Below are 17,260 nucleotides of genomic sequence, written 5' to 3'. Positions count from 1 at the left end.
GGTCCAACCGGACGAAAGGGGCGCCAGACTAGCGGGTCAGGCCCACGGGGTTGGGCGACGGGACGACGGTCCAGCAGATCGCGGTCAGCGGCTCGAGCAGCTCCGCCAGCCGAGCGGTCCGTTCCGGGCCCAGCGCCGTCCACGGTCCCGCGGCCGCCCGGTCGGTCGCGTCCTCGACGGCGGCGTGCAGGGCGGCCGCCTCGTCGGGCGACCAGCGCGCGACCGCCGCCGCCCAGGCGTCGTCGGGAAGGCGCCGCCCGAGCCGCAGGTCCCGCTCCGGGGACTCGCCGGCGAGCACCTTGAGCACGTGCGACCCCACCGGCGACACGCCGTGCACCGCCAGGGCGGCGAGGTGGCCGTCGCCCCGGTGCTCGCGCAACGTCGTCGTCGCCTGCCACAACGCGAGGTGCGGCTCGCCCGGCCGCGGCAGCGCGCGGTTCGCGGCCCCGAGGACGCGGCCGGCGTCCTCACCGGCCTGCGCCGCCTCCCACGCGAGGTCGGCGGCCTCCTGCAGCGACCCGTCGTCGGGAAGCCCCCCGAGCTCCCGGAACGCCATGTCGATGCCGCGGAGCCGCCGCTCGAGCGCGACCTCCGGCGGCACCGCGACGCCGGCCAGGGCGTCGGTGATCCGGTCCGGGGCGAAGCCGCCGAACGCCGCCGTGACCACCGCGGCGGGCACCGGGCCGAGCGGCGCCGCCCGCTGCGCGACGTAGCGCGACCAGAACGACGGGCCGAGGTCCCCCGTGTCCCGCAGCGACCCCGGCGCGAAGTAGATCAGCGCGTGGACCGGCTCGAACAACCGCCACATGCGCCGGGCGACGTGCTCCACGGGGACCTCCGTCATGTCAGCGGTGCGCCACACCTGACACCGGACGTCAGCGGTGGGCCACCGCTGACCCCCGGCAGCGCCTCAGTCCGGGATCCGGTGCGGCACGAACGCCGCGCCGTTGTCGGTGACCAGCCCTGCGGACTCGCGGATCCCCATCCCGGCCGCCTCGTCCCCGACGATCCAGGCGCCGAGCACCGGGCGGTAGCCGTCGAACTCGGGCAGCGGGTCGAAGAGCTGGTAGACGTAGCCCTCCTCGCCGTAGACCCCGCCGGTCTCGACGACGGGCTCTCCGGCCCCGGACACGATCTGCACGTTCGCGCCCTCGCGGCCGAGCAGCGGCTTGCGGACGTACTCGGTGAGGAACCCAGGGTCGCCCAGGGAGGCGGGCAGCAGGTTCGGATGCCCCGGGTACATCTCCCAGAGCACCGCGAGCAGCGCCTTGTTCGACAGCAGCGTCTTCCACAGCGGCTCGACCCACTGGGTCTCCGGGAGGCTCCGGGTGACGTGCTTGCCGAAGTCGTCGCCGAGGATCCACTCCCAGGGGTAGAGCTTGCAGACGCAGCTCATCGGGGCCTCCTCGAGGTCGACGAACCGGTCGAGCGCGGAGTCCCAGCCGATCTGCTCGATCGCGAGCCCCACGGTGTCCAGCCCGGCCTCGGCGGCGGTCTCCTGCAGGTACGCGGTGGTGACGTGGTCCTCGCCCGTCGCGTCGGCCTGCGACCAGCAGAAGTGCACCTCGCCGCGCGGCAGGTTCGCGCCGATCGCCCCCCACTGCGCCACGAGCTTCTCGTGCAGCGAGTTCCACTGGTCCTGGTCGCCGAACACGTCCTTGAGCCAGTACCACTGGCAGATCGACGCCTCGAGCAGCGACGTCGGGGTGTCGGCGTTGTACTCGAGCAGCTTCGCGGGCCCGGACCCGTCGTAGCGCAGGTCGAAGCGGCCGTAGAGGTGCGGGTCGTGGCGCTTCCAGGAGTCGGCCACCTGGTCCCAGCACCACTCCGGGAGCGCGAAGTCGCGGAACCGCCCGGCGGTCACGACGTGGTCGACGGCCTCGAGACACATCGAGTGCAGCAGCTCGACGTCGGCCTCCAGCGAGAGGATCTCGGCCATGTCGAACACGTAGTGCACGGACTCGTCCCAGTACGGGCGCGTGCCGTTGCCGGCGCTCGTGGCCGGGGTGCCGAAGACGAGCCCCTGCTCCTCGATCTTCCGGCGCCAGTCGGGACGGGGGGTCGAGCGTTCACGTCGCACGACGGTGAGCCTGTCAGCTGCCCGAGCTGGAGCCGGAGCCGGAGGAGCTGCCCGATGATCCCCGGCTGCCCGAGCCGCTGGTTCCCGACGACGAGCTCCCGACGCCGAGGCCGCCCCGGCTCACCGTGCCGCTGCTGCCGTTCGAGGTGCCGACGCTGGAGCCGGACGTCCCGCGCAGCGAGGTCCCGCTGGCGGGCGGGTTGGTGCTGCCGCCGCGCGCGACCGTCCCGACGGGCGCGTTCGACCCGTAGTTGTAGTGGTACTGGTTGCCGAACCCGCCGAGGAAGATCGGGACGAAGGCGCCGCTGGAGTTGTAGTAGCCGCCCTGCTGGACGCCGCTGGCGCACTGGTTGTCGTCGACCACCACGCCGTTCTGGTCGACGCACTGCGCGGTGGTCTCGTCGTCGCTGCCCGAGGCCGCGTAGGCGATGGCCACGATCGCGACGATGCCCACCGCGACGCCCCCGCCGATGAGGACCCGCTTGCGGATCTTCGACTTCCGCTGCTCGGCGGCCGCCGCGGCCTCCTCCTGGGCCCGGCGGCGGCGCTCGGCCTCCCGGCGGGCGCGCTGCTCGGCGACCGTGGGCTCGCGCGGCGTGGTGGTCTCCGGGTCCTGGTAGCGGATCCCGCCCTTGCGCTTCTCCGGGTCGGGCGTCGGCGCCACGAGAGTGCCGTCGGGGCCGGTGCCGGAGCCGCTGTCCGGCTCCGCGGCCTCACCGCGCTGCACGGCCTTCCACTCGTCGGCGGTCCGCTGCTCGGTGTCGGGCGCCGAGGGCGCGCCGGTGGGCGTGCCCTCCGGCGGCGTCGGGGCGTCGTCCGCCCGGTGCGCGCCGCTCGGCTGGTCGCTCATGACCCGTCGCCCCCGCTCATCGCTCCACTCCATCACATCACCGGGCCCGTCGTCCCCCCGTCAAGGCGACGAACCGGGCACGCGGCATGATGGCAGGACCATGCTCGTACGGGAACGCCCGTCCTCCGGCGGAGGGGACGAACCAGACACCGACCGGGACGACCACGCCGGCCGGCGGCTCATCGCGCGCCGTGGTGTCGTGGGCATCCTGGTCGGCGCCCTCGTCATGCTCCTCGCGGCCTCCGCGCTCGCGGCCACCGGCTCCAGCCTCGGCTTCCTCGGCCTGGCCTCGAACGAGGGCGGCTCGCCCGGCATCCTCGGCGGCTCCAGCACCGGCCCCTCGACCGACCGGACGGAGCTCCCCTCCACCCCGGGCACGTGCCTGACCTGGACGACGGCCGACGGCTCGGACGTCTCCCAGGTGCCCTGCGCGCAGTCGCACCTGTTCGAGACGGCGGGCCCGGTGCAGGCGGCGTTGCCCGACGGCGCCCCGTTCCCCGGCGACGCGGCCTGGCAGCAGCTCGTGTCCGCGCAGTGCGGCCGGTTGGTCCAGAGCTACCTCGGCAAGGCCCTCGACCCCACGGGCCGCTACAAGGTCGGCGCGCTCAAGCCCACCCAGTCGGCGTGGGAGGACGGCGACCGCACCGTGCGCTGCGGCCTGCAGGCCCCCGGCCGCTCGGGCGCGCTGTTCTCCTCGACCGGCAAGGTCGCCGACGCCGACCAGGCCGTCGTCTTCGCGCCCGGCACCTGCCTGGGCCTCGCGGGCAAGGAGGTGTCCGACCCCGTGTCCTCGTGCGCGAAGACGCACGCCGCCGAGGTCGCCGGCACCGTGGACCTGGGCCAGAAGTTCCCGGGCGGCCTGCCCTCGGTCGACGACCAGGACAACTTCCTGCAGCCGGAGTGCACGAAGGTCGCCCAGGACGCGGTCGGCGCGCAGAAGCTGACCGACTCCAAGCTCACCGTGTACTGGACGAACATCAACCAGGCGTCCTGGGACGCGGGCACGCGGCGGGTCAGCTGCAACATGGGTGCGCTGCTCGGCGACAACTCGGGGTTCGCCCCGCTCACCGGCGCGGTGAAGGACGGCGTGACGATCGGCGGCGAGGCCCCCGCCTCGGCCGACCCGCTCCCGCCCGCCGGGGCACCCGCCGAGGCGCCGGCCACCACCACGTCGACCGCCCCCGACGCCGTCGACCCGGCCCAGCCCACGCAGCCCACCCAGCCGGGTCTGCAGCTTCCGGTGCCCCTGCCCGGGATCGGCCAGCAGCAGACGCCGGCGCCGGCCAACTGAGTCCGGCCGTGGACGGGGTCACCCCGGACCGGTTCGAGGAGCTCGTCGGGGAGGCCCTCGACGAGCTCCCGCCCGAGCTGCTGCGGGCGATGGACAACGTCGTCGTCCTCGTCGAGGAGCGCCACCCCGACGAGCCGGAGCTCCTCGGGCTGTACGAGGGCGTCGCCCTGACCGAGCGCACGAGCGACTACGGCGGCGTCCTGCCCGACCGGATCACGCTCTACCGCGACGCGCTCGTGGACCTGTGCGCCGACGAGGACGAGCTGCGCGACGAGGTCGCGATCACCGTGGTGCACGAGATCGCCCACCACTTCGGGATCGACGAGGAGACCCTGCACCGGCACGGCTGGGGCTGAGCCGCGTCGCCCGGTCGCCGCGAGGGTCACAGGGAGCAGGTTCCGGCGCCCGCCGGTCTGCCTGAGGTGTACCTCGCGGCGGGCCGGGCCCCTTCCCGACGACGGGTCGGGTCGCGCCCGGCGGGACCGGGGTGGACGGACCGCTGCCGGGCGGGCAGCCTGGCCGCCCATGGCGGACCTGATCGCGGAGTTCCTGCACGCCGTGGACGGCGCCGGGGAGCGGGTGATCCCCGAGTCGGCGTTGGCGGGGGGCGTCGCCGAGGAGCAGCAGGCCCAGTTCGACGCGTTCCTCGCCCAGCTCGAGGCGGCCGGCCTGATCGTGGACGTGAGCCCGGCCGAGGTCGGCCGGCGGTTCGTCCACGTCGCGGTCACCGACGCCGGGCGGAAGTACGTCGCCGACCAGGGGGCCTGAGCACCCTCCGACCACCCGACGATGGAGGGCTGCTCCCACTGGGTGCGTCCGACGCGCCATCGTCGGCCGGCTCCGGACCCGCAGGCCCAGCCGAGATGCACACCAGGCAGGCCATACCGCCCGGGAAGCTGCCTCACGTCACCCTCGCGGACCGGGAGCGGCCGGCTCCGGACCCGTGGCCCCACCGAGGTACACACCACGCAGGTCCAAGGCCCCAGGAACCTGCCCCACGTCACCCTCGCGTCGGGCGGCAGGGCAAGGGCGGCGCGGGAGCCCCTCAGCCGCCGGTCGCGTCGCGGCTGGAGGCCAGGCCCCCCGGGGCCTCGCGGCGCCACGCGACGAGGCGCCACCCGCCGTCGGGAAGGCCCTCGAACTCGAGGCGGCCGCAGTTGTCGAGGTGGTCGTCGCCGTCCGGACGCAGGTCGCTCCCACCCGCGAGGGCGTGCCCGACGAGGCGGAGCACGGCGCCGTGGCTGACGAGCACCGTCGTGCCGTCGGGGTGACGGTCGCGGAGTTCCTCCACCGCGGGGAGGTAGCGGTCGAGCACGTCCTGGCCCGACTCACCGCCGGGCATGCGCGCGGTGAGGTCCCCGGCGCGCCAGGCGTCGTAGATCGAGCGGAACACGCCGACCGACTCGTCGTCGGACCGGCCCTCCAGGTCGCCGACCTGCACCTCGTGGACGCCGTCGACCGTGCCGGGCGTGAGACCGAGCACCGTGCCGACCACTCCGGCGGTCTCCTGCGCGCGCCGCGCCGCCGACCCGTACAGGTCGGTCACGCCGATCTCCGACAGCTCCTTGCCGAGCGCCTCGGCCTGCAGCCGGCCGAGGTCGGTGAGCCCGGGACCGGGCAGGACGGTGTCGAGGATCTTGCTGACGTTGGCAGGGGTCTGTCCGTGACGGGCGAGCACCAGGGTCGGCACGGTCTCCACGTCTACCCGACGTCGGGCCCGGTGGCCGGGCGGGATGGCAGGGATCGCACCGCGCGCAGGGCGCGCAACCAGTCCTCGGCGGCCGCGTAGTCCTCCGGCCCCTGCCCCGCCACCGTCGCGGCGACCGGCGGCGACGGGGCCGTCGAGCCGGACGGGACGGTGGCGCGCGGGTACGAGCCGAGGAAGCGCAGGTCGGTGCAGCGCCGGTGCAGGGCCGTCAGGGCCTCGCCCATCGCGGCCTCGGCGACGTGGCCGGCACCGTCGAGGAAGAACCAGTAGGTGCCGAGTCGCGCCTTGGACGGCCGCGACTCGATGCGGGTGAGGTCGACGCCGCGGATCGCGAACTCGGTGAGGATCGCGAGCAGCGCGCCGGGCTCGTTGACCGTGGTGGCGGCGATCGAGGTGCGGTCGGCACCGGTCGGGGCGGGCAGCGCGGCCCCGGCGGGCGCGACGACCACGAAGCGGGTCACGGCGTCGCCGGTGTCGTGCACGCCGTCGGCCAGCACCTCCAGCCCGTAGTGGCGGGCGGCGACGGGGGCGCACACGGCGGCGTCGACCTGGCCGTCGGCCACGGCCGCCGCGGCGGCGGCCGTCGACGGCGTCATCCGCACCTCGGCGTGCGGCAGGTGCGTGGCCAGCCACCGGCGGGTCTGCGCCTCGCCGTGCGGGTGGGAGGCGACGGTGGCGACGTCGGCGGCGGTCGTCCCCCGCCGCACGAGCACCCCGAAGCGCACCGGCAGCAGGATCTCCCGGATCACGACGACGGGTGGCGACTCCACCAGCCCGTCCATCGTCGCCGGCACCGCGCCCTCCACCGAGCTCTCGATGGGCACACAGGCGAGGTCGGCGGCACCGGAGCGCAGGGCGTCCAGCGCCGCGGTGGTGCTGGCGGCAGGCTCGGTCGACGCGCCCGGGAAGTCGCCGAGCACCGAACCCAGCGCCTGCTCGCAGAACGTCCCGTGCGGGCCGAGGAACGCGATGCGCACTAGACCAGCCCCAGGCGCGCCATCTCGGCGCCCTGGTCCGCCGGCGCGGTCGACCCGAACGACGACAGCAGCCCGCGCACGCGGCCGGCCGTGCCCTCGTCGAACGTCGCCGCCTCCCGGGCCAGGGCGTCCGCGTCGGTGGCCTCGAGGGCGCTGCGGACCTCCTCGACCAGCTCGTCGGACACGGCCCCGTCCGCGGGCGCCGCCTCCAGGGCCCGCGCCACCGCCACCAGGAGGTTCAGCCAGCCGTGGTGGTCGAAGCCGGTCTCCGGGTCGACGTGACGCGCCGCGGACTGCAGCCCGATGCTGGCCGTGAACGACCGCCCGGAGGCGGCCACGACGGCGAGGAAGCGCGACACGTCGGTGACGCCGGGGAACACCCCGGCGCGGTCGCCGCCGCAGCGCAGCTTCGGCCGGCAGCCATGGCCGACCACCCGCCGGACCCCGTCGATCCAGTCGTCGGAGCCGTCGACGTCGGGGCGGCGCGGTTCGACCACCGCGACGACCTCGTCGGGCACGAACTCGGTGACCCGCTCCAGCCAGATCGAGTCGACGTCGTGCGGCGCGGGCATCTCGACGGTGCCCGTGGTCAGCAGGGCGGCGCGCGAGGACGTCAGCGACAGCGCCTTCGGCACCCCGCCGAGACCGGTGTCCACCGACAGCGCGACCGGGAGCGGGGCGGACGGGCGGCGCTTGACCAGCTCGGCGACGAACTCCTGCAGCCGCGAGACCGGGACGACCAGGGCCCCAAGCAGGCCACCGTGCTCACCGAGGCGGGCGTCGAGGTGGGCGGCGACGACGTCGCCCATCTCGCGGCGCGGACCGGGCGACACGAGCGCCGCGTCGTCGAGGATGCGCGCGAGGAGCGTGGGCACACCGTCGACCGGTGCCCCACCGGCCTGGGGGACGGTGGACACGAGGGCACGGTAGCGGGCGGGTGACGCGGTCCCGTCCACCGGGCGCCGACGCTTGCCCTGACACCCCTCGCTTCGGTTAGGCTCACCTAAGTTCTCCGCCGAGGAGTCGACCGTGAGGAGCCCGCCGTGGCCAGGAGCTGCCCGCCCCAGCCCGCCGTCCCCAGTCCGGCCGAACGCGCCCGGGCCACGGCCACGCGGGCGTCGGCCGCGGCGCTGATCACCGGGTCGCCCGGAGTGGAGGAGATCGAGCGGGTCGTCCCGACGCTCCACCACGTCCCGGCCTCCGGGGCGGCGACCCTGCAGGTCCCGGCCGACCACCCACTCGTCGCGGCCACCCGCGCCGCCGAGCACCTGCCCGTGATGATGGAGCTCTCCGACACCGCCCCGATCGCGGTGCGCCAGCCGGTCCGGGGCCTGGTCTGGGTGTGCGGGCGGGTCCGGGTGCTCCCGGCCCGGGTCGCCCGCCGCGCCGCGCTGCGGATCGCCGCCGACCGGCCCGACGAACGCCTGCTCGACGTCGGGCACGCCGACGTCCTGCTGCGCCTGGACCCGGCGTCGGTGGTGCTGAGCGACGCCGAGGGGACCGGCACGTTCACCCCCGCCGAGGTCGCCGCCGCCCCGGCCGACCCGTTCACCGAGTGCGGCGACGCGTGGCTCGCGCACCTCGCGGGCGCGCACGGCTCGCTGGTGGCGGGCCTCGCCCATCACCTGCCGGTCGCGCTGCGCCGCCCGGAGCACACCGTGGTGCCGCTCGGCGTGGACCGGCTCGGCCTGCGACTGCGGGTCGAGACCGCCCACGGCGACCACGACGTCCGCCTCGGCTTCTCGGGCCCCGTCGCGTGCCCGCGGATGCTCGGTGCGGAGGTACGCCGGCTCGCGGGCCTGGCCGACCCGTCCGACGTCAGCCCGCCGCGGCGCGCAGCGGAGCGGTGACCTTCCGCTCGGCGATGAACGACACGAACGGGATCGTCCCGGCCAGGGCCACGAGCAGCAGCTTCCCCACCGGCCACCGCGCCTTCACCCCGAGGTCGGCGGTGAGGGCCAGGTAGCCCATGTAGAGGAAGCCGTGGATCGGACCGACGATCGCGACGAGCAGCGGCTGGTCGGCGAAGTACTTCAGCGGCATCGCGACCAGCACGAGCACCAGCAGGCCGACACCGACCACGTAGGCGCCGACCCGGTAGCGCCGCATGGCCGCGACGACCTTCTCGGTGAGGACATCGGTGGATGCGGTCACGGGGTCGACTCCCTGTCCTGACGGTCGCGACGGTTCAGGTCCGCGAGCATCGCGTTGTACTCCTCGGTGGCCCGGACGCGGGCGGGCCGGCCCGCGCCCGCCCCGGGCTCGACGCCGCGGGGACGCGGGGTGAACGGGCTGTCGGCCTCGGGGATCGCCCCGGCTGCGGGAGCCGGGGGAGCTGGGGACGACCCGGCGTCGGGACCCTCCTGGATCTCGGCGAGGATGCGCGCCTCGGAGCGCAGCATCCGCCACCACAGCGCGGCGAAGAACACGCCGAACAGCGGCCACTGCAGCGCGTACCCGGCGTTGAGCAGCGTGCCCGAGTCCGACTCGGCGCGGATGAGCTGCCAGTAGGCCATGCCCCCGCAGACCACGACGGCGCAGATCGCGAGCAGCGTCCAGCCCACCCATCGCGGGGTGGCGAGCACGCGCAGGACCGGCACGCCACCGAGGTTACCGACGCAGGCCGTGTGGGCCCCGTGGCGTGCGCCCTAGGGTGATCGTCGATGAACAGCTGGCTCTCCCCGGCCCGGCCCGACGTCGAGGTCGTGACCGGGCGCGAGCGCCGGCTCCTCGTCACCGAGATCCTCGTCGTGGCCACTGTGACGCTCGGGCTGTCGGGGCTGCGGTCGCTCGTCTCGCTCCTGGACTCGCTGGCCGCCCCGGCCCCGCTGGCGCAGCGGCAGGTGACGATCGACCGGCCGCTGGCCACCGACGCGTGGGTGGACCTCGCGGCGCAGCTCACGTCGTCGTTGCAGCTGATCGCCTGGGGCGGGCTCGGCCTCTACCTGCTGCTCCGCGCCGGCTCCGGGCCGCGCGGGGTGGGCCTCGACGGGCGCCGACCGTGGCGTGACCTGCGCGCCGCCTGCGGGCTGGCCGCCCTCATCGGCATCCCCGGGCTCGGCTTCTACCTCGTCACCCGCGCCATCGGGATCAACCTCACGGTGGTCCCGTCGGTGCTCGACGACCACTGGTGGCGGGTGCCGGTGCTGCTGATCTCGGCCTTCGCCAACTCGTGGGCCGAGGAGGTGCTCGTGGTCGGCTGGCTGCTCTCGGCGCTGCGCCGCCTCGGGCTCACCGAGAACCGGTCGCTGCTGGTCGCGGCCGCGCTCCGCGGGAGCTACCACCTCTACCAGGGTTTCGGTGGCGGCCTCGGCAACCTCGTCATGGGTCTGGTGTTCGGCCGGTACTGGCAGCGCACCGGGCGGCTCTGGCCGCTGGTGTGGGCGCACACGCTGATCGACGTCGTCGCCTTCGTCGGCTCCGCGCTGCTCGCCGGGAAGGTGTCCTTCCTGCCCGGCAACTAACCTCGGCGCGGTGACCCCGCGCGTGGACTCCGAGGTCGGCCCGCTGCGGACGGTGGTGCTGCACCGTCCCGGCCCGGAGCTCCGGCGCCTGACCCCGCGCAACGCCGACCGGCTGCTCTTCGACGGCATCCCCTGGGTCGAGCGCGCCCAGCTCGAGCACGACCGCTTCGCCGACACGCTGCGTCGGCACGGCGTCGAGGTGCTCCTGCTCGCGGACCTCCTCACCGACGCTCTTCATGACGACGGCCCGCGCGACTCCGGGATCGCCGCGGCGGTCGACGAGCGGACGCTCGGCCGGGAGCTCGGCGCGGCCGTCCGGGAGCAGATGGCGGCGATGACCGCCCCCGAACTCACGACGGCACTGATCGGCGGGCTGACCTTCCGCGAGCTCGGCGACGGCGAGAACTCGCTGGTGCGCCGCATGCACGGCCCGGACGAGTTCGCCGTCGACCCGCTGCCGAACCTCATGTTCACCCGCGACTCCTCGATCCGGGTCGGGGACCGGGTGGTGGCCGCCGCGATGGGCATGCCCGCCCGGCGCCGGGAGGCCTCCCTCGTGGCGCTGGCGCACGCCGGCCGCCCGGCACTCGGCGGCGTCACCCACACCGAGTCCCGCGACACCTCGGCCGCGGAGGGCGGTGACGTCCTGCTGCTCGCGCCCGGGGTGCTCGCGATCGGCGTCGGGGAGCGCACCAGCCCGGCCGGCGCCGAGTCCTTCGCACGCGCCATGTTCGCCGACGGCCTCGCCCACACCGTGCTCGCGGTCCCGATCACGCAGCGGCGGGCGACCATGCACCTGGACACGGTCGCGACGATGGTCGACGTCGACGCGATGGTGGTGTTCCCCGAGGTCCTCGACGCGCTGGAGGCGTGGACCATCACGCCCGGCCTCCATATCGAGGGTCCCGAACCGTTCCGGCCCGCCGCCGCGCGCGCCATGGGGATCGACGAGCTCCGCGCGGTCGACACCGGCCCGGCCGGGGTCGCCGCCGAGCGCGAGCAGTGGGACGACGGCAACAACACCCTCGCCCTGGCGCCCGGCCTCGTCGTCGCCTACGAGCGCAACACCACGACGAACGGTCGGCTGCGCGACGCCGGGATCGAGGTGGTGACGATCGAGGGGTTCGAACTGGGCTCCGGGCGGGGCGGGCCGCGCTGCCTGTCGTGCCCCTGGGAGCGCGACGTCACCTGATCGGGTCGGCGCGCCCTCGTTCGGCGCAGCCAGACGTGCGTCCGGCCACAGACGACCGTGCCCCACTGCACCGGTACGGGCACCGTCCTAGCGTCCGTTCCGTGCTGAGGAAGCGCCCAGTCGGTCGTACGCCGGTGAACCCGCTACGACGTCTGTCCGGCGAACGCTGGGAGGCGATGGAGCCGACCTGGCGGGACGCGAAGCCGGGCATCATCCACGCCGCCCTGGAGCGGGCCCAGGCCCGCCCGTCGGGCAACTGGTACGTCGTCGGCGCGTCGCGGGACGTCCGCGTCGGCTCCCCGACGGGCGTGACGGTGGCGGGGGTCGAGCTGGTCGTCTGGCGGGCTCCCGACGGCGGGGTGCACGCCGGCCCGGGTGCCTGCCCGCACCTCGGCGCGGACATGTCGACCGCGCAGCAGTCGGGCTGCGAGCTCATCTGTCGCTGGCACGGCCTCGCCCTCGGCCCGTCCGGGCGCGCCGGCTGGCGCACGGTGCCCGCGCACGACGACGGGGTGCTGACCTGGGTCCGGCTCGACGCCGTCGGCGGCGAGGAGCCCACCGACGCCCCGGTGCTGCCGGTCCGCCCGCCGCACGCCACGAGCCTGGTCGCCGTGGCGTCGATGACCGGCACCTGCGAGCCCGACGACGTCCTCGCCAACCGCCTCGACCCGTGGCACGGCGCGTGGTTCCACCCGCACTCGTTCGCCGACCTGCGCGTGGACTCCGCCCCCGGGCGCACCGCCACCGAGGACGAGGACCACTTCGACCTGCACGTGGCCTTCCGGCTGACCCGGAACTACGGCGTGCCGGTCGAGGCCCGGTTCACCTGCCCCGACCCGCGGACCATCGTCATGCACATCACGCGCGGGGAGGGCGCGGGCAGCGTCGTCGAGACCCACGCGACCCCGATCGCCCCGCACCCCGACGGGCGGGCCCGCACGCTCGTGACGGAGGCGGTGCTCGCCTGGTCGGGCCGCGAGGGCTTCGTGCACGCGACGAAGGCCCAGCGGCTCGTCCGCCCGCTCATGGAGTTCGCGGCCAAGCGCCTCTGGGTCGACGACATCGAGTACGCCGAGCGCACCTACGAGGTCCGCCGGCGTCGGCGCGCGGGTTCCTGACCGTCAGCGGTGGCACACGGCGGACGTCCGACGTCAGCGGTGGGCCACCGCTGACGTGAGGCGACTCAGACCGGCCGACGGCCCAGGATCGTGTGCACGATCCCCTTCTGCCAGCCGTCGACCGGCTCGACCCGGACGTCGTCGAGGCCCGCGTCGCGCAGGCGCCCCGTGAGCCTGCCGATCCCGTCGAAGTGCAGCACCGACTTCCACAGGTACCGGTAGAGCGACGCGTCCCCGGTCACCCGCCACCCGAGCGGGATGATGATCGCCCAGCACACCGCGGTCCAGGTCGCGCGCGCACGCGCCGAGTCGGCCACCGAGTACTCGTGCACCGCCAGCGGCGCCCCCGGCGCGAGCAGCGCGTGGAGGTCCTTCACGCCGGCGGTGACGTCGGGCAGGTTGCGCAGCAGGTACGCGGCGAGGATGCCGTCGAACGGCCCCTCGACGCCGTGCGCGGCGAGCTCCTCGGCGCGGGCGTGCACGAACCGCACGGTGCTCGGCCACGACTTGGCCCGGGCCTGCGCGAGCATCTCCGCCGACGCGTCGGCGGCGACGATCTCGGCCTTCGGGTAGGTCTCCACGAGCGCCTGCGTCGACAGCCCGGTCCCGCAGCCGACGTCGAGGAGCCGCAGCCCGGCCCCGTCGTCGGGAAGGGCCAGCCGCCGCGCGGAGAGCCGCAGGTGGTCGAGGTAGCCGGGGTTGGCGCCGACCAGACGGTCGTAGGAGGTGGCGTCCTGGTCGAACGCCGCCGGCACCACGGCGGCCTCGCGGGCACGGTCGAAGGTCACGAGCGGCCATCCTGCCGTGCCGTCGGCGTCGGGGCACTTCCGGCACCGGTGACGAAGCGCCCCGGAGCCCCTCGCGGACGAAGCTGAGAGGGGTACCGACGAACGGCGCAGCGATCCCGCCCGTCGTCGCCGGATCCCGGTCGATCACCGCGGCCGAGGGCCCTCCGCTCTCAGAATCGCGGGTCACGCTCAGGTCACGGACCTAGCTTCTGCGGCCGTGCGCAGACGGATGACGACGATCGCCTGGACCGGGGCGCTCGCGACGATGACCGTGGTGCCGTTCGTGCTCTCGGCCTGGCGTGGGCACTCGACGGCGCCCGCGACGATGCTCTCGGTCGGGCTCGGGGTGCTCGGGCTCGGCGCCCTCGTGGTGGTCGTCCTCGTGCCCAGCCGGATCCGCACGCTGACCCGGGCCTTCGGGGTCGACCGCATCATGGGGCTGCACCGCTGGCTCGGGATGCTGGCGCTCGCCGCGGTGGTCGCGCACGCCGCCGTCGCGCTGTGGAACCACCCGGCACTGATCAACCCGGTCACCGCCCGGGCCACGGCGAAGGTCGGCTGGGGCTCGCTCGTGGCGCTGCTCGCCGTCGGCGGCGTCGCCGCGGGTGGCCGACGTCCGGGCGCCCGGTACGAGGTGTGGGCCCGCCTGCACGTGGCGCTGGCCGCCGCCGGGCTCGTGCTGGCCGGGCTGCACGTCGTGTGGCTGAACCACCTCGTCGCCGACCCCGTGATGCGCGTCTGCCTCGTGGTCCTCGCCGCGGCGCTGCTGCTCGTGCTCTCCCACCGCTGGGTCTGGCGTCCGCTGTTCTCCCGCCAGGGCGCCTACGTGGTCTACGGCGTCCGGCGGGAGGGCCCGAGCGTCGTCACCCTCGTGCTCGCCCCCGTGCACCTGCGCCGCGGCGGGCTGCACTTCGAGCCCGGCCAGTTCGTGTGGCTGCGTCTGCGCCGCGCGGTCGTGGGTACCGAGGAGCACCCGTTCACGATCGCGTCGAGCGCCAACGTCACCGGACGGCTCGAGCTGACCGTCCGCGACCAGGGGGACTTCTCGCACCGCGTCGCCGCGCTGACGCAGGGGCAGCAGGTGTGGCTGGACGGCCCGCACGGCTCGTTCACCGCGGAGGACCACGGCGGGCGGGCCGGGCTCGTGCTCGTGGCCGGCGGGGTCGGGATCACCCCGATGATGAGCATGCTGCGGACCCTCGCCGAGCGCGGCGACGCCCGACGGCACCGCCTCGTGCTCGCCGAGCGGGGCTCCGAGCCGCTGTTCGCGCCCGAGCTGGAGGTGCTGCGGCGCCGCCTCGACCTCGAGGTGACCCGGCTCGCGGGCCGCCGCATCGACGTCGCGCTGCTCACCGAGGTCCTGCCCCCGTCCCCGGAACGGGAGCACCTCGACTACTTCGTCTGCGGCCCGGCCTCGCTCGCCACCGGCACCCTCGCCGCGCTCGAGCAGCTCGACGTGCCGCCCGCCCGGGTGCACTGCGAGCAGTTCGGGTGGTCCGGGCCGCTGCCCACCACGACCTCCGGGGCGTCCGCCCCGGTCGATCCCGCTCCCCCGAAGGATCTCCATGTCCCGTCACACGGCCCGGCCGCGCATCCCGCGGTGGGCGGTCGCCGTCCCGCTCTCGATCCTGCTCGTCCTCGGGGCGGCACAGGCGTGGGCGTCCTCGCGGACGAACGACACTCCGACGTCGGGTTCGACGAGCTCGCAGCACGGACGGGCCCCCTCCCTGCTCTCGCGCCTGACCTCGGCGATCACCGGCCGGTCGCGTCGGGAGGAGTCGGGGACGACCGACGGCGGCGGGTCGGACACCACGACCACCGCGTCCGCGACGACGAGCGCGTCGCCCGCACCCGACGCCGCCGCGGCGGCCGACACGCATCGGTCTGACGCCCAGCAGCACCGGCAGCAGCACCAGCAACGACAGCAGCAGACGCAGCAGCAGCCGAACCCGAACTGCACGCTGGTCGTGCCGTCCGCGCCCCTGACCGCCGCCGGGCTCGCCACCCCCTACCGGCTGAAGGGCTCCGGCGGGCAGGGCGCCTGCCACGAGGCGGACCAGGCGCAGGCCGCGTTCGTCGAGGCCACGGTGCTCGACCCCTCGACCGGCGCGCTGTCGGTCTACCACCCGCTGGTGGTCGACGACGGCGCCCGGCCCGCGGCCGTCCCGGTCACCCCGCAGCTGCCCGCGGGCGCCGTCGTCGGCGTCTGGTTCGGCTTCAACGGCACCACCCTGACCCTGGGCGGCGACGACGCCGGGTGCGTCAACGGCACCCCCGACTCGCCGTTCGGGCAGTTCGCCGACTGCGGCGCGGCGCGGTTCTTCGCCGCGGCGAACGCGTCCGTCGCCGCCGGCCGGACCACCGTGCCCGCGCTCGGCACCGCCGCCGACGGCCGGCCGTGCCCCACCACCCGCGACTTCGCGGTGGTCGACCAGGACCAGAGCGACAACCTCGCCACCTCCTATCGGGTGCTCGACGACGGCCGGACCGCCCAGGACGCCGTCGCGAACCGCGGTCTCGGCGGCACGGTGCTGACCAACGCCAGTGACAACGGGCTGCTCGACGCGTTCGTCGACCCCGCCCTGGGCTGCCGGCCGATGACCGCCCCCGACCTCGGTGACGGGGGACGGCCGGTGCCGTCCCTCGCGCTGAACGAGCTGCAGGCGGCCGCGCACCAGGGCGACCCGGTCGCGCTCGTGCCGGCGAACGACCCGATGGTGCTGGCCGGGGACACCCCGTCGCGGGCGAAGCTGACCCTCTACCGGCTCGGGGTGGACCAGTCGCCCGCCGCGTCGTCCGACGGCGCCGCCTACTGCCGCTCCCTGGTCGCCGTCGCGCCCGGGCGTCTGAAGGCCGACCAGGCCCGGTTCTCCGCGGCCCCGTCGCCCGACCCGGCGGCGGCGAACTCGCTGTTCACGTTCCTGGCCCAGCGACTGCAGGCCTCCTACCAGAACCTGAAGTGCGCCGACCTCGGCGTCGGGAAGCCCGCGGTGACGGTGCGCCAGGACGGTGACCGGGCCGTCGCCGCGACGGTGGGCTGAGCGCGGGACCCTCGGCGAGGCGGAGGCCATACCTCGAACAGGTAAGGTCGCCCTACACTCACCGGATGGAAGAGCCGTCCTCGTCGAGGTTCCATGACCTCCTGCGCGACCAGATCCGCCACGAGTTCACCGCGTCGCAGCAGTACACCGCGGTCGCGGTCTACTGCGACGACGAGGACCTCCCGCAGCTGGCGGCGCACTTCTACGCGCAGGCGCTCGAGGAGCGCAACCACGCCATGGGGATGGTGCAGTACCTGCTCGACAACGACGTCCACGTCCGCATCCCCGGCATCGACGAGGTCCGCAACGACTTCAAGTCCGTCGAGGACGTCGTGGAGCTGGTGCTCGAGCAGGAGCGCCGGGTGACCGACCAGATCACCCTGCTCGCCCGCGCCGCCCGCGACCAGGGCGACTACCTCGGCGAGCAGTTCATGCAGTGGTACCTCAAGGAGCAGGTCGAGGAGGTCGCCTCGATGACCACGCTCCTGCGCATCGTGCGCCGCGCGGGCGACAACCTCTTCCACGTGGAGGACTTCGTCGCCCGCGAGATGCCGGCCGACGCGGGCACCGACCCGACCGCGCCGCCCTCGGCCGGCGGGATCGCCACGCTCGGCGGGGCCTAGCTGTCGTGACCCGTCACGTTGTTAGCAGGCGAGGCGGGTGTTTGGTGGCTGGCCGCCGAGGGCGGAGTGGGCGCGGCGAGTGTTGTAGTCGTGGACCCAGGTGTCCAGGGCGGCCAGCCGCTGATGGT

The 17,260-nt window shown here is 74.9% G+C and carries 20 protein-coding genes; 10 read left to right on the top strand and 10 right to left on the bottom strand.

Annotated features, from left to right (window positions below):
* Positions 1 to 28: 28 nt before the first annotated feature.
* The 3 genes from QSK00_RS11555 to QSK00_RS11545 form a co-directional block, all read right to left on the bottom strand.
* Entirely contained in the window at positions 29 to 844 is an 816-nt protein-coding gene (locus QSK00_RS11555) for an SCO6745 family protein (RefSeq protein ID WP_285590699.1), read from the bottom strand.
* Between the two features lie 66 nt (positions 845 to 910).
* On the bottom strand, positions 911 to 2,080 hold the full coding sequence (locus QSK00_RS11550) for a glutathionylspermidine synthase family protein (protein ID WP_285590697.1): 1,170 nt from the start codon (positions 2,078 to 2,080) through the stop codon (positions 911 to 913).
* Positions 2,081 to 2,093: 13 nt separating this feature from the next.
* The gene (locus tag QSK00_RS11545) at positions 2,094 to 2,930 is read right to left on the bottom strand and encodes a hypothetical protein (RefSeq protein WP_285590695.1); all 837 of its coding nucleotides are present in this window, start codon (positions 2,928 to 2,930) and stop codon (positions 2,094 to 2,096) included.
* A 199-nt stretch (positions 2,931 to 3,129) separates the two neighbouring features.
* On the opposite strand from QSK00_RS11545, the gene QSK00_RS11540 reads away from it, so the two are divergent.
* The 3 genes from QSK00_RS11540 to QSK00_RS11530 all read left to right on the top strand — a co-directional run bounded on the left by QSK00_RS11540 (position 3,130) and on the right by QSK00_RS11530 (position 4,989).
* Complete coding sequence (locus QSK00_RS11540) at positions 3,130 to 4,221, top strand: septum formation family protein (RefSeq protein WP_285590692.1); 1,092 nt, start codon at positions 3,130 to 3,132, stop codon at positions 4,219 to 4,221.
* Between the two features lie 8 nt (positions 4,222 to 4,229).
* Positions 4,230 to 4,577: a metallopeptidase family protein gene (locus QSK00_RS11535; RefSeq protein ID WP_285590691.1), complete on the top strand. Its 348-nt coding sequence runs from the start codon at positions 4,230 to 4,232 to the stop codon at positions 4,575 to 4,577.
* Positions 4,578 to 4,746: 169 nt separating this feature from the next.
* Entirely contained in the window at positions 4,747 to 4,989 is a 243-nt protein-coding gene (locus tag QSK00_RS11530; protein WP_285590689.1) for a helix-turn-helix domain-containing protein, read from the top strand.
* A 277-nt stretch (positions 4,990 to 5,266) separates the two neighbouring features.
* Here the strand turns inward: QSK00_RS11530 and QSK00_RS11525 are convergent, their stop codons facing one another.
* The 3 genes from QSK00_RS11525 to QSK00_RS11515 are packed head-to-tail and all read right to left on the bottom strand — an operon-like array spanning position 5,267 to position 7,823.
* Positions 5,267 to 5,920, bottom strand: coding sequence for a histidine phosphatase family protein (locus QSK00_RS11525; RefSeq protein ID WP_285590687.1), 654 nt, complete (start codon positions 5,918 to 5,920; stop codon positions 5,267 to 5,269).
* A 2-nt stretch (positions 5,921 to 5,922) separates the two neighbouring features.
* The gene (gene pheA, locus QSK00_RS11520; protein ID WP_285590685.1) at positions 5,923 to 6,906 is read right to left on the bottom strand and encodes a prephenate dehydratase; all 984 of its coding nucleotides are present in this window, start codon (positions 6,904 to 6,906) and stop codon (positions 5,923 to 5,925) included.
* A complete protein-coding gene (locus QSK00_RS11515; RefSeq protein WP_285590683.1) occupies positions 6,906 to 7,823 on the bottom strand; it encodes a hypothetical protein in 918 nt (305 codons plus the stop codon). Before QSK00_RS11515 ends, pheA begins: the two co-directional genes overlap by 1 nt.
* Positions 7,824 to 7,949: 126 nt before the next feature.
* Here QSK00_RS11515 and QSK00_RS11510 point away from each other — a divergent pair, with 126 nt between their 5' ends.
* On the top strand, positions 7,950 to 8,756 hold the full coding sequence (locus QSK00_RS11510; protein WP_285590681.1) for a DUF2470 domain-containing protein: 807 nt from the start codon (positions 7,950 to 7,952) through the stop codon (positions 8,754 to 8,756).
* Here QSK00_RS11510 and QSK00_RS11505 read toward each other — a convergent pair.
* Both QSK00_RS11505 and QSK00_RS11500 read right to left on the bottom strand, forming a co-directional pair.
* Positions 8,725 to 9,060 carry a DUF3817 domain-containing protein gene (locus QSK00_RS11505; protein ID WP_285590679.1) on the bottom strand — a complete coding sequence of 112 codons (336 nt, stop codon included), beginning with the start codon at positions 9,058 to 9,060 and terminating at the stop codon, positions 8,725 to 8,727. The two genes, QSK00_RS11510 and QSK00_RS11505, sit on opposite strands and share 32 nt — an antisense overlap.
* Positions 9,057 to 9,506, bottom strand: a complete 450-nt coding sequence (locus QSK00_RS11500; RefSeq protein ID WP_285590677.1) for a hypothetical protein — start codon at positions 9,504 to 9,506, stop codon at positions 9,057 to 9,059. Before QSK00_RS11500 ends, QSK00_RS11505 begins: the two co-directional genes overlap by 4 nt.
* A gap of 63 nt (positions 9,507 to 9,569) precedes the next feature.
* Here QSK00_RS11500 and QSK00_RS11495 point away from each other — a divergent pair, with 63 nt between their 5' ends.
* The 3 genes from QSK00_RS11495 (at position 9,570) to QSK00_RS11485 (ending at position 12,680) form a co-directional block, all read left to right on the top strand.
* Positions 9,570 to 10,370, top strand: coding sequence for a CPBP family intramembrane glutamic endopeptidase (locus tag QSK00_RS11495; protein WP_285590675.1), 801 nt, complete (start codon positions 9,570 to 9,572; stop codon positions 10,368 to 10,370).
* Positions 10,371 to 10,380: 10 nt separating this feature from the next.
* Positions 10,381 to 11,562 carry an arginine deiminase gene (locus QSK00_RS11490; RefSeq protein ID WP_285590673.1) on the top strand — a complete coding sequence of 394 codons (1,182 nt, stop codon included), beginning with the start codon at positions 10,381 to 10,383 and terminating at the stop codon, positions 11,560 to 11,562.
* Between the two features lie 176 nt (positions 11,563 to 11,738).
* A complete protein-coding gene (locus QSK00_RS11485; protein ID WP_285590671.1) occupies positions 11,739 to 12,680 on the top strand; it encodes a Rieske (2Fe-2S) protein in 942 nt (313 codons plus the stop codon).
* Between the two features lie 65 nt (positions 12,681 to 12,745).
* Here the strand turns inward: QSK00_RS11485 and QSK00_RS11480 are convergent, their stop codons facing one another.
* Positions 12,746 to 13,468 (bottom strand): class I SAM-dependent methyltransferase, encoded by a 723-nt coding sequence (locus QSK00_RS11480; protein ID WP_285590669.1) that lies wholly within the window; start codon positions 13,466 to 13,468, stop codon positions 12,746 to 12,748.
* Positions 13,469 to 13,685: 217 nt separating this feature from the next.
* Between QSK00_RS11480 and QSK00_RS11475 the strand changes: the two genes are divergently transcribed.
* The 3 genes from QSK00_RS11475 to QSK00_RS11465 all read left to right on the top strand — a co-directional run bounded on the left by QSK00_RS11475 (position 13,686) and on the right by QSK00_RS11465 (position 17,132).
* The gene (locus QSK00_RS11475) at positions 13,686 to 15,356 is read left to right on the top strand and encodes a ferric reductase-like transmembrane domain-containing protein (RefSeq protein WP_285590668.1); all 1,671 of its coding nucleotides are present in this window, start codon (positions 13,686 to 13,688) and stop codon (positions 15,354 to 15,356) included.
* A gap of 79 nt (positions 15,357 to 15,435) precedes the next feature.
* Positions 15,436 to 16,509, top strand: coding sequence for a hypothetical protein (locus QSK00_RS11470; protein WP_285590666.1), 1,074 nt, complete (start codon positions 15,436 to 15,438; stop codon positions 16,507 to 16,509).
* Positions 16,510 to 16,574: 65 nt separating this feature from the next.
* Entirely contained in the window at positions 16,575 to 17,132 is a 558-nt protein-coding gene (locus QSK00_RS11465) for a ferritin (RefSeq protein WP_285590664.1), read from the top strand.
* Between the two features lie 21 nt (positions 17,133 to 17,153).
* Here the strand turns inward: QSK00_RS11465 and QSK00_RS11460 are convergent.
* The coding region (locus QSK00_RS11460; RefSeq protein ID WP_285591427.1) for an integrase core domain-containing protein at positions 17,154 to 17,260 on the bottom strand (107 nt) is incomplete at its 5' end.

It is taken from the genome of Actinomycetospora sp. NBRC 106378, assembly GCF_030269685.1.
Lineage (GTDB): Bacteria > Actinomycetota > Actinomycetes > Mycobacteriales > Pseudonocardiaceae > Actinomycetospora.
This window is presented reverse-complemented; position numbering and strand designations above follow the sequence as displayed.